This is a genomic window from Gracilibacillus xinjiangensis (assembly GCF_042651765.1).
GTDB classification, from domain to species: domain Bacteria; phylum Bacillota; class Bacilli; order Bacillales; family Amphibacillaceae; genus Gracilibacillus; species Gracilibacillus xinjiangensis.
Map to the genome: position 1 here is coordinate 204137 of NZ_JBHSDT010000008.1, position 11927 is coordinate 216063.

12 protein-coding genes are annotated in these 11927 nt (G+C 39.6%); 9 read left to right on the forward strand and 3 right to left on the reverse strand.

The features are described 5' to 3' along the window. Nucleotides 1-490 precede the first annotated feature (490 nt). Together ACFOY7_RS12085 and ACFOY7_RS12090 are read left to right on the forward strand one after the other, a co-directional pair. Entirely contained in the window at nucleotides 491-2029 is a 1539-nt protein-coding gene (locus ACFOY7_RS12085) for a BCCT family transporter (RefSeq protein WP_390252343.1), read from the forward strand. 189 nt (nucleotides 2030-2218) lie between these two features. Next, nucleotides 2219-2308, forward strand: a complete 90-nt coding sequence (locus tag ACFOY7_RS12090) for a putative holin-like toxin (RefSeq protein ID WP_390254079.1) — start codon at nucleotides 2219-2221, stop codon at nucleotides 2306-2308. A gap of 341 nt (nucleotides 2309-2649) precedes the next feature. Here the strand turns inward: ACFOY7_RS12090 and ACFOY7_RS12095 are convergent, their stop codons facing one another. Next, nucleotides 2650-3483 carry an AraC family transcriptional regulator gene (locus ACFOY7_RS12095; RefSeq protein ID WP_390252344.1) on the reverse strand — a complete coding sequence of 278 codons (834 nt, stop codon included), beginning with the start codon at nucleotides 3481-3483 and terminating at the stop codon, nucleotides 2650-2652. A gap of 111 nt (nucleotides 3484-3594) precedes the next feature. Between ACFOY7_RS12095 and ACFOY7_RS12100 the strand changes: the two genes are divergently transcribed. Together ACFOY7_RS12100 and ACFOY7_RS12105 are read left to right on the forward strand one after the other, a co-directional pair. Then, nucleotides 3595-4596, forward strand: a complete 1002-nt coding sequence (locus tag ACFOY7_RS12100; RefSeq protein ID WP_390252345.1) for a Gfo/Idh/MocA family protein — start codon at nucleotides 3595-3597, stop codon at nucleotides 4594-4596. 5 nt (nucleotides 4597-4601) lie between these two features. Beyond that, nucleotides 4602-5531 (forward strand): aldo/keto reductase, encoded by a 930-nt coding sequence (locus tag ACFOY7_RS12105; RefSeq protein ID WP_390252346.1) that lies wholly within the window; start codon nucleotides 4602-4604, stop codon nucleotides 5529-5531. 703 nt (nucleotides 5532-6234) lie between these two features. On the opposite strand, the gene ACFOY7_RS12110 is transcribed toward ACFOY7_RS12105, so the two are convergent. Then, a complete protein-coding gene (locus ACFOY7_RS12110; RefSeq protein WP_390252347.1) occupies nucleotides 6235-6687 on the reverse strand; it encodes a hypothetical protein in 453 nt (150 codons plus the stop codon). Between the two features lie 64 nt (nucleotides 6688-6751). Next, nucleotides 6752-7069, reverse strand: coding sequence for a helix-turn-helix domain-containing protein (locus tag ACFOY7_RS12115; RefSeq protein ID WP_390252348.1), 318 nt, complete (start codon nucleotides 7067-7069; stop codon nucleotides 6752-6754). 198 nt (nucleotides 7070-7267) lie between these two features. Here ACFOY7_RS12115 and ACFOY7_RS12120 point away from each other — a divergent pair, with 198 nt between their 5' ends. From ACFOY7_RS12120 to ACFOY7_RS12140, 5 genes are all read left to right on the forward strand, one after another. Beyond that, a complete protein-coding gene (locus ACFOY7_RS12120) occupies nucleotides 7268-9529 on the forward strand; it encodes a phage/plasmid primase, P4 family (RefSeq protein ID WP_390252349.1) in 2262 nt (753 codons plus the stop codon). Then, a complete protein-coding gene (locus tag ACFOY7_RS12125; RefSeq protein WP_390252350.1) occupies nucleotides 9530-9940 on the forward strand; it encodes a hypothetical protein in 411 nt (136 codons plus the stop codon). A gap of 560 nt (nucleotides 9941-10500) precedes the next feature. Further along, nucleotides 10501-11052, forward strand: a complete 552-nt coding sequence (locus tag ACFOY7_RS12130; RefSeq protein ID WP_390252351.1) for a CPBP family intramembrane glutamic endopeptidase — start codon at nucleotides 10501-10503, stop codon at nucleotides 11050-11052. 128 nt (nucleotides 11053-11180) lie between these two features. Then, complete coding sequence (locus tag ACFOY7_RS12135; RefSeq protein WP_390252352.1) at nucleotides 11181-11447, forward strand: HAD family hydrolase; 267 nt, start codon at nucleotides 11181-11183, stop codon at nucleotides 11445-11447. A gap of 13 nt (nucleotides 11448-11460) precedes the next feature. Next, nucleotides 11461-11583 (forward strand): hypothetical protein, encoded by a 123-nt coding sequence (locus ACFOY7_RS12140; protein ID WP_390252353.1) that lies wholly within the window; start codon nucleotides 11461-11463, stop codon nucleotides 11581-11583. Nucleotides 11584-11927: the final 344 nt, after the last annotated feature.

An 11927-nucleotide genomic window follows, 5' to 3' on the forward strand; every position in this document is an offset into this window, starting at 1 on the left:
TATTTATATATGTAATGGCAATTTACAATATGCTATATATATCGACATTTTTATACAAATATTGATATGTTTTTAGTGAAATTTTATAGAATAGTTTTCCGAGGCGTCATAGCGTCAAACAGAGATAGAGTTGCGTGTGAGTAACTCAGCAAGTTCGAAGAGCTAAAACTGGAATAATATCGAATGAATTTTCCAATGATAAATAGAAAATGCCAATGTAAAAGAATCAATTTTAAGTGTGCCAAGCCTCGGAAAAATTATCGTTTTAAAACCCTCTTTCACTGGGTAATAATAAGTAGACTGCGTGTGCTACGCCACGAAATACTGGGTTATATAAAAAGTGGTTTTTTTGACTAATTTTCGACAATCACCTATAATTAATGATTGTGTTTTAAAATTTACAAAATTCAAACGTGAAAATAAGGACATGAATATTAATAGTAAATGGCATAAATGAAACGTTATGTGGATTTATTCAAGGAGGAAAATAATGGATGATTATACGAGGAAAAAGAAAAGCCTGGATTGGATTGCATTTAGTTTAAGCGGGGGACTGCTTGTTCTATTTGTCATTGCTTCTTTTATTAATGTGGATTTAGTAGGGGAATGGATCGGTCAAGCCTTCTCTGTGACAGCAAAGTATTTTGGTGCATATTGGCAAGTGTTATTGCTTATAATGTTTGTCATTGGAATATTATTAGCGTTTAGCAAATATGGAAAAGTACGACTTGGTAAGATGGAACGGCCAGAGAACGGAAATTTCCGTTGGGTTGCAATGATTCTGTGTACACTTTTAGCAAGCGGCGGGGTCTTTTGGGCAGCGGCAGGGCCCATGTATCATTTCATCACAACACCACCGCTGTTTCCAGATATTAAAGCAGGAACAATGTCAGCAGCATTTCCTGCGATGGCGCAAAGTTATTTACACTGGGGCTTTACAGCATGGGCAAGTCTAGGTACATTGACGACAATTGTGCTAATGTATGTTCATTATCACAAAGGCTATCCACTGAAACCGCGTAGCCTTTTATACCCAATGCTTGGTGAGAGAGTTTTTAATAAAAGCGTGCTAGGCTCAACGGCTGATATTGTGTCCATATTGGCTGCAGCAGCGGGAACGATTGGTCCTATCGGATTTCTTGGCCTTCAAGTCGGTTATGGACTGAATGCCGTATTTGGCATTCCTAACACCTTTTTCACGCAGGCTGTAATTATTATCTTTTTAGCGGTAATTGCTTCGATATCAGCCGCAACTGGTGTGGAGCGCGGGATCCAATGGCTCAGCAGAATCAATGTCAGTTTGGTTGTTGTTTTAATGGTTGCCATGCTGATTCTGGGGCCAACGTTGTTTATTATCGATTTATTTATCGGTTCAGAAGCTTTTCACCTGCAAAACTTTTTGACAATGAGTTTGTATCGGGTAGACCAGGCATGGCTTGGATCATGGACCATCTTCTTCTGGGGCTGGTTTATCGGTTATGGACCAATGATGGCAATGTTTATCAGCCGAATATCCCGAGGAAGAACGATCAGAGAATTGATTATCGCTGTGTCGATTATTGCACCGATTGTCAGTAATTTCTGGTTCACGGTTGTTGGTGGTTCGGGGATTTTTTATGAAATAGAAAACCCTGGTTCTGTTTCCACTGCCCTGAATGAAAGTGGTATGCCGGCAACTGTGATGGCTATCCTTAATCAAATCCCGCTAGGAACTGTTCTGGCAATTGGATTTATTATTGTATCGATTATTTTTGTGGCGACAACAACGGATTCGATGTCTTATACGGTTGGTGTGACATTAAGTGGTACAGATGAACCTAATCGTTTGAATCGTGTTTTCTGGGCGATTATGTTTGGCGTTGTTGCTGTTTCGTTGCTAGCGATTGGCGAAGGAACGGTCAGTACACTGCAGAACTTTATTGTCGTGACAGCTGCACCTGTTTCGCTGCTTCTGCTCCCATCCTTGTGGGATGCACCAAAGATAGCGGCAAAATTGGCGAAAGAACAAAATATTGGAAAGAAAAAATAATGCGAAGCTGCCTGATTGTTTGGGCGGCTTTTTTGATGGATGGGACTATATTTTGTCGATATTTTTATAAAAGAGCTTGTCAAAAAGGAATGTATGTTCGTATTAAGTGTGGTATAATAGTGAGTGGATAATGTTCTTTTAGGGCAAGGTCGGCTAATCCCCTGGCGAAAGGGGGTGATGCTTGTGAGTATGTATGAGAGTTTCATGGTACTGTCAGGATTTGGTACCTTTCTGATTGCACTGCTCGCATTGATCATTTCTTTGATCAACAAGAAATAGACCTCCCTATTTGCCCAACAAGTAACTAGGAGAGGTCTATCATATCATCGATAGCCGATCCCTCTGGGGGAACCGCTTATCCATAACCCGCAGTGACAGCTGCGGGTTATATAGTATATACAATACTGATCGCTTTCATTATAACATATTTTTTGGTGATTTGTGAATGGTGATCGACACATTCACTTACAGGGAATCAGTTTGAGCAAAATATTGCCAGAGATAATCCACAGCGATATTCCTATGAATACAATACACCGAAGATTACTACATAGGGAAGCACATATTTCATTAGAATACCTCCCATTCATTTTTTTCTTTATCATTTCATCATAATTTTATTAGAAATACATTTGCCGATACTTCGTCGGGGTCATGCCCTCATTTTCTAGGAAAAGTTTATTAAAATAGCTTGGATTAGCATAACCAGCTAGTGCGGCAATCTCCTTGATGGTGAGATGTTTTTCTTCCAAAAGCAGTTGTTTACTCAATTGCAGCCGGCATAATGTGATAAAAGCCATTGGGGTCATTTGCGTGACCCGTTTAAATAAGCGGCAGAAATAATAGGTACTGACACCTGTTTCATTTGCCCAATATTCCAGATCAAAGGGGTCTGGCGCTTTTTCCTGCATTCTTGGTAAAAGGGACTGGATCCGTAAATCTAATTCCTGCTTTGTTTTCGACTCTCTCGGTATGGCAATATGGATAAAAGTGGACAAAAAGGCATAAGTCAGTGTGGATAATTGAGTTAATTGCAGAAAGCTGTTTTCCTCTGCTTCCTGTAATAACTGCTCATGTGTTCTCTCCAATTTAGCGATGTTCGGCAGTCTCCACAATGTATACCGGCCAAACCCGATCTCTGATAAAAAAGCGTGTAATGTTCTTCCATAAAAATGAACCCATCGAACATTCCACGGGTCGTCATGACTGCTGTAATATCTTTGTTCCTGCTGCGGGAAATAGAGAAAGGCATCCCCTTTTTTCAAAGTGTATTTTTTTCCGTCCATTTCCATAAAACCTGTTCCTGTTAAGACAAAATGAATACTGAAATTATCGAGTGCACCTGCTTCCCGATGGACATCATGGTCTGCCGCTGTATTGTACCAGCCGACAGACTCTGGAAGGATCATATATTCATGTTTCTTTAGTGTCGGCAGTAAAATCTGACGGTACATATTTTCACATCCTATAGGACAATATTGTGTTAGCTTATAGCAAAAAGCTTCTATTTCCATATTAATAGGAATCGATTATAATAACAACAAAGTTATAGAGGAGGTTGGAAAGTGGCGGTTAAATGGGGAGTTATCAGTACAGCCAATATCGCTAAAAAGGCGGTAATTCCTGGCATAAAAGAATCGAAAACAGGGGAAGTCTATGCAATTGCCAGCCGTAATTCTGACAATGCGAAAGAAACAGCGGAAAAATTAGATATTCCAGTTGCCTATGGCAGCTATGAAGAGCTATTGGAGGATCGTGAAATTGAAGCCGTTTACATCCCGTTGCCGAACCATTTACATAAAGAATGGTCGATCAAAGCGATCGAAGCAGGCAAGCATGTGCTTTGTGAAAAACCAATCGCTTTAACTGCTGATGAAACCAAAGAAATGGTGGATGCAAGCAAAAAAGCTGGAGTTCTTTTGGCAGAAGCCTTTATGTACCGCTATCATCCAAGATATCAAATGATTGAGGAAGTCATTCAATCAGGAGAAATTGGGGAAATTCGCGGCATTCATGGTGTGTTCACATTTAACAGTGCAGGGGCAAAGGAAAATGTCCGTTTCAAAAAAGAATGGGGTGGCGGCTCCTTGTATGATGTGGGGGTATATCCGATCAGTGCCGCCCGCATGATTTTAAAACAAGAACCGCAAGCTGCGACGGTGCATGCATTTTTTTCTGAAAAGCATGGGGATGTGGATATGATGGCATCAGGTCTGCTTGAGTTTGGCGATGGGGTTGCGCTCACCTTTGACTGCGGCATGTGGGCAGACTTCCGGAACCGGCTGGAGATCCTGGGAACAGAAGGCAGAATCGAAGTTCCTTCCGCTTTTGTTGTGAATCAAAATGCACAGGATCATTTTTTTGTGCACAATCGTGAAGGAACAAAAGAGGTGGGGGTTCCTTATGTGAATCAATATGCACTGCAAGCAGATGCCATTGGTGAAAGTATTCGGAATGGTGCGGCACTACCTTTTCCTGCTGAGGATGCGGTTTTGAATATGAAGGTATTGGACGCATGTCTCACTTCCGCTGAGGAGAGTAAACGTGTCGAGATAAAGAAAGGGTGACGGGAATGAATACCATTCAAATTAACGGATTGGAAAAGCCTGTGACAACATTAATTCAAGGCTCCGATTATTTTAAACCAAGTATTTATGAAAAAGTTTGTCAGGTGCTTGATCGTTATGTCGCAATTGGCGGGAATACGATTGATACAGCCTATGTTTATTGCGGCGGAGAAAGTGAAGTGGCGATTGGCATGTGGTTAAAAGAACGGAATAACAGGGAAGATATCGTGATTTTAACAAAAGGTGCGCACCATGACCAAAATGGGCAAAGGGTAAATCCTGAAGCGATCAGCCATGACCTTTTTAAAAGTTTAGAAAGACTTGGAACAGATTATGTGGATTTATATGCATTACATCGAGATGATCCTGATGTTCCCGTAAGTGTGATCATTGATGCATTAAATGAACATATTGAAGCAGGGAGAATCAAAGCAATTGGCGGATCGAACTGGACAACAGAGCGAATTGAAGCAGCAAACGAATACGCGGCATCCAATGGCTTAGTTGGTTTTACATTCAGCAGTCCAAACTTAAGCTTGGCTAAGGCTAACGAGCCATTCTGGAAAGGGTGTGTATCAACAGACCTCGCTGATTTGCAGTGGCATAAGGCAACCCAAATGCCTATACTGTCATGGTCGTCCCAGGCAAGAGGTTTCTTCACAGGCCGATTCACACCAGAAGACCGGTGTAATAAGGATTTGGTGCGGGTGTTTTACAGTGAGGCTAACTGGGAACGGCTTCATCGAGCGGAGCAAATGGCAGAGAAAAAAGGCGTGACGGCAATCCAGATTGCTTTGGCCTATGTTTTAAATCAAGCTTTTCCAACATGTGCCTTGATCGGCGCTCAAAACGAGCAAGAGCTTGTTTCCTGTTTGGAAGGGTCGAAAATTGAACTATCCGATGAAGAAGTTGATTGGCTGGAAAATGGGGAATAATATGGGGGACTTCAGGCTGGCATGATGAGATGTCAGCTTGCTTTTTGTTTGGAAGGAGATGCGTAGAGGAGAAATGCAGTTATGAACGCATCATAGCGTCAAAAGTGAGGAGAATCAGAGGAGAAATGCAGTTATGAACGCATCATAGCGTCAAAAGTGTGGAGAACCAGAGGAGAAATGCAGTTATGAAGGCATCATAACGTCAAAAGTGTGTAGAACCAGAGGAGAAATGCAGTTATAAACGCATCATAGCGTCAAAAGTGTGGAGAACCTGAGGGGATATGCAGTTAAGAACGCATCATAACGTCAAAAGTGTGGAGAATCTGAGGAGATATGCAGTTATGAACACATCATAACGTCAAAAGTGTGGAGAATCTGAGGAGATATGCAGTTATGAACGCATCATAGCGTCAAAAGTGTGGAGAGCCTGAGGAGATATGCAGTTATGAAGGCATCATAACGTCAAAAGTGTGGAGATACTGAGGAGAAATGCAGTTATGAACGCATCATAGCGTCAAAAGTGTGGAGAGCCCGAGGAGAAATGCAGTTATGAACGCATCATAGCGTCAAAAGTGTGAAGGACCTGAGGGGATATGCAGTTATGAACGCATCATAACGTCAAAAGTGTGGAGAATCTGAGGAGAAATGCAGTTAAGAACGCATCATAGCGTCAAAAGTGTGGAGAACCTGAGGAGAAATGCAGTTATGAAAGGGGCATACGCATGAAAACAGCGCTCAATTCATAATTATCCGGTTCCCATTCCATATGATCAATTCGATGAAAAAGGCGATTGTCATTGGTAACTGTGTAGCTTCCCGCATAACCAAAATGGGCGCCATTTTTCCCCACACCCACATCATATACTTCCCCATAATTGGTATGGATTTGGACAATATAATCAAAGTCTGGTATCTTGTCTTGCTTTTTTAATTCCATATCTGCTGGTTCTTTCAAAAGTTTCCTTATCAACTCGGCAGATGTTATTTCTAATTTAGTTCTTCTGTTTTCTATAATAACTTTCGTAATATCTTTTGGGTCATGGATCATTTCTGCAATCACTTCTTCATAGGTTGTGTATTTCAATTGGTCCATTACTAAAAAAATCGCTATTCCCAACAGGATGGGTATTACAAGTGCGATTGCTCTTTTCTTCAAAATTTTTCTAGCCCCTTTCTGCATTTATTGAATTATATCCATCATTTATAGCAATAGGAAGCCTTTACTCTGATCCTTCTCTCTCTTCCTTCGCCTTCCACTTCACATAATCAATATGCCGTTTGATATCTGCAATCTCATCTTCAGTCAGCCCTTTTATGTCAATAAAATTCCCATCATCTCGTCCAGCTAAATAATCGATTGATACATCAAAAAAATCGGCAAATTTTATTACGAGTTCTAAATCAGGTTTGCGGTTGCCATTTTCATAGCCTGAGATAGTTGATTCTGCCAAGGCGAATTTTCTCCCGAATTGCTTCATTGTCAATTTTTCTTTTTGCCGTAATTTTCTCAGTCTTTCTCCAAACAGATTGTCACCCAAGAGGATCTCCTCCCTGTCCTCATTATACTTGGACATCCGCCAATTTACTAAAAATGTAACTGCTCATAATGTGAAGATGAATGCCCCTTTGAACAAAAAACTATTCATTTTGCAAAGTTTATAAAAGTGATGCTACCTCCATACCACCTTTTATTGATTATAACAATGAAGGAGTACTTGATAAAAGGAGGAATTATGATGGATTTTTCAAAACTGTTTCCATCAGCAAAGAAACCGTTCAAAGTAATTAAGTTAGCCGGATATTCATCACTTAACAAGGAGAATGATTACAGTGTGGCGAAACGGCCATTTATGAAAAAATGGCAGGATCCTACGCTGGCAGGATTAACAGAACAAGAGGCAGATCGTTGGCTGAGACAGGGTGGATGGACAGGCTTGGTAATCCCTGATGCTTATATTGTGATCGACATTGATGAAAAAAAGGAAGGGAAAGCCATATTTGATGCACTGCTTGCCGCTAATTTTCAGTTTCATGCGATCGAAACAGTGAGAGGGTTCCAATTTTTCTTTAAAACGACAGGGAAAGTTGCTGGCCAGGATGTGAAAGTGCTGATGGCAGGCGGCTTTATTGGTGATTACAGACTTGCTGGAAAAGGGCAGGTTGTGATGCCAAGTGTAAACACAGAAGGCCGCAGCTGGATCCACACAGCAGATGGCGACTTGGACGGGATGCCGATCTTTTTTGAAAAATTAAAGAAAATGCCAAATGAGCAGGACCGGCCATTTTCCCTCCCTGTCAAAGAAGGTGGGCGCAACAATACATTATACAGTCACTCCTGCCGGTTGATAGAGTTCGGCTATTCACAAAAAGAAGCTGTATATATCACCAGTTTTCTTAACCGTTATTTTTTCACACCACCGATCGAGCAAAAGGAATATTTGCAAACATTGCGAAGCGCGTTCCAATTCCGCCCCTCTGGTGTCAATTACAAGGCACCAGAAGTAAGCAATCGCAAAAAATTCCATCGTACGGAAATGGGCAATGCCGAACGTCTTGTTGCTCGAAAAGGCGAAGATTTAAGGTATTGTGTGGAATTGGAAGCATGGCTCTTGTGGGATGGGAGCACATGGGTCGAAGATAAACGGAAAAAAGTAGAGCGAATTGCAATCAAGACCTTTCGCGAAATGTATGGCGAAATTCACCATTTGACCAATACAGATGAACGCAAAGAGCTGTGGAAATGGGCACAGGCAAGTGAGAGAAGCTCTGTTTTTCTTAATAGTATCGCAAGGGCAGAGGCAATGTTGCCTGTCAGTCAGGAGGAATTGAACAGGGATCCATATAAACTGAACTGCCAAAACGGGGTGGTTGACCTGAGAACAGGGGAGCTGCTTGAACATCAGCGTGAGTTTTTTATGACGAAAAATACGAATGTTGCTTATGACCCAACGGCAGAATGTCCGAATTGGATCGCATTCCTGCATAATATTTTCAAAGATTCGAACGGACAGGTGAAGCATGAACTAATTGAATTTATCCAGCGGTCCATTGGCTATGGACTAACAGGTGACACAAGTGAACAGGTTGCATTTTTCTTCTGGGGAACCGGCCGCAATGGCAAGAGCACATTGATGAATACGATTAAGGACCTGTTAGGTGATTATGGCAAACAAACCAATTCCGATACATTTACAACGAAAACATATGATGGCGGGGTGAACAATGATATTGCCAGACTTCACGGTGCACGCATGGTATCAGCAGTTGAATCAGATGATGGCCAAAAGCTGTCCGAAGCATTAATCAAGCAGCTGACAGGCGGGGAGCCGATCATCGCACGATTTTTGCGCAGGGAATTTTTCGAGTTTACACCGGAATTCAAAATCTTTTTCACAACCAATCATAAGCCGATTGTCAAAGGCGATGATGAAGGGATCTGGCGCAGGATCCGGCTGATTCCATTTAATTATACAATTCCGAAAGAGGAAGTGGACAAGCACTTGCCGGAAAAATTGCAGAATGAGCTGCCAGGTATATTGAATTGGGCGGTGGAAGGCTGTTTGAAATGGCAGAAAGATGGGCTGGGTGAGCCGGAAGATGTGAAGGCGGCGACAGATGAGTATAAAGAAGAGATGGATTTGTTGTCGAGTTTTATTGAAGAGTGTTGTGTTGTTCATACGGATACCAAAATCGAGGCAAGCACGTTATACAAGGAATATATACTATGGGCAGAAATGAATGATGAATATGCCGTCAAAAAGCGCACTTTTAATAATCGAATGGTAATGAAAGGCTTTCGGAAGAGGAAATCCACTGGAAATAAGACGTACCTTTTTGGAATTGGACTATTGAATACAAGTTACCAAATTACCGAAAATGACCATAAAAAGGGTAAACCGCCATATAGAAATGAAAATGAGGGGAATAGGGGAAAACAGTCACTTTTGGTAACAAATCCTTCAAAAAGTAACTCTGAAATAGTGGAGGAGGAAATTTAATTGTTAAATACCCTCCTTGATAAGATATATACCAATAATATTCAACTCACATTACATCATAAAAATATAAAAATAGAATATAAAATGGATCAGAATATAGAAAAAATAAAACAGGAAATCAAACAACATAAGAGAAAAATAGTAAAAAGACTAACAGAGAACCAAAAAGCGGCGGATAAAGGGTTTTTCATATATGGCCATGGGGATCTGTATGAATATCGCTATGGCTTCCACTCCTACTTGTATATGGAGCGGCATGACAATGAACTGGTCAGTATTTACAGGCTGAAATACCAGAAGGGGAGCAGTGTGCCATATAAGACGACTGTTATGAGGAAGAATTGTTCCTTTGAGCGTGGATTTGATCGTGCGGCAGGGTTTATTGACTGGGTGGAGGAGAGAAGGAACTAATAGCAGAATTTTCCCCATGCATTTTGACAAAAAAAATCCTATTATAACTTTGAGCATTTCTTCCATACCGAAGAAATGTTTTTTTGATTTTTTATGAAAACAAAAGGAAAAATATGCTAAAATTGTAAGAGGTGAAATTAAATATCGAGCAGATTGCACAAAAGGATGTGAGAAGGTGGATACTTCTTTGTCCACTTATAATGCAAGCAAAGCCAACATCGGAATCGAGACATTGATCTAGAGGCAATTTCAGTTCACAGTGATTTAGTTGTCAAGGAGGGATTTATAGAGAATTTACCAATTCACATCTGAGGGAAAAATGAATGATATGATAATAAAAAGGAATTTAATCCCAAGTGTGGAAACCTATGATACACTTAGATTATCTAAGTTTACTGTATAAAGGTTATTTCTTTATTCAACTAACGGAGCAGGATTGGTGAAGAACAGAGGAGGAGTTTATTGTAGAATTAAAGAAAAGATACATTTCGTTATATTTCATCTTATTTTATGCTTTATGGTGCATTAGAGAATTATGGTTAGTTCTCTATTTAGACAGAATGGAGCCTGTTCCAGAAGCAATGACATCAGCTATTATTAAAATCGTTATTTGGGTTATTCCCGTAATAATTTTAGTTAAAATTACTGAAAAAACGGAACTATTTTCTTATTTAGGTTTACGTCATAGTATAAGAAAAGGTTTAAAATGGGCAGGTGGGGTATCCATACTTTTCATATTGTATTTTTTAGTTTTGAATATTGCATTTTTAGAGGGTGCTGAACTCCAAATAGGGTTTAACGAATGGCTAAACACCATTATATTAGTAGGAATAACTGAGGAAATCGTATTTAGAGGATTTTTATTAAGAAAACTTCTGAATTCTTATAGATTTTGGATAGCGAATATAATTACATCTATACTCTTTGTCTCTATTCATTTTCCAATATGGTTTCATAAAGGGTTGTTTGAATTTCCATATATTTTAAGTGCTACAATAACAGCTTTTATATTGAGTATGATATTTGGGTTTGTATATAGGAAAAGCAACTCCCTTTGGTCGGTTATTATTCTTCATTCCTTTTATAATTTGTTAGTCTCCCTCTTTTATTAATGGGTGCGTTAGTTCAATAAGACAATAAACCAAACAGAACTTCCAGTTTTATTGAATTTCTGTTTTTCTGTAAATATCAACATTAAACTTTAACAGAGCCTTTTAGAAAAATAGAGGTGAGATTACTTATGGGTCGTCTGATTTTTGATTTAGATGGTACTATTTGGGATCCAATTGATACAGTTCTTAACGCTTGGAATAGCTGTATCAAGGAATATAGTCAAATTAAGAAAGAATTATCTAGAGCGGATTTTGAAGAAACAATGGGATTACATATGCAGGATATTGGTAGAAAATTGTTCCCTGACTTGAGTGAAGGCCTACCCTGCAATAATTTATTGCAAAACGGAAAATATGGACAGAGAACACGGAACGCTAAATCAATTCTTGTTTGAAGGAGGAAAATAAATGGAATCATCATACCTGCTACTATTTATCGCTCTTATTTTTTTGGTGATTATTGTTCTCTTATATCAAAAAATATGGAAAGAAGAAAGGCCACAATCTTCCAAAGTTCGGTTTGGGCAATAACTGGTGTCATGCTTATAATCGTTTGGATAGTGACAAAATGAAATTTAATGCTGATACCAGTTTATCAGTTTAACAAAGAAGGAATTAAGAATCTTCTTCAACGGCAGGTGATTCATACTCATTTCAAATACAACTTGTTGACGTTTGGATGTTAAGATTCTCTAAGGGTTATGCAAAAAGAGCGAACTTTATTAATCCACTATACTCTTCAAATGATGAGATAAAAATAAGATGAACCCTTATAGAAAAAAATAACGGAGCAAAAATTTGAAAGTTGTTTACAAACTCACTTCAAATGTAATCCCTAATGATTTGGACTGTATTCTTGAGCAAGAAGCATATGA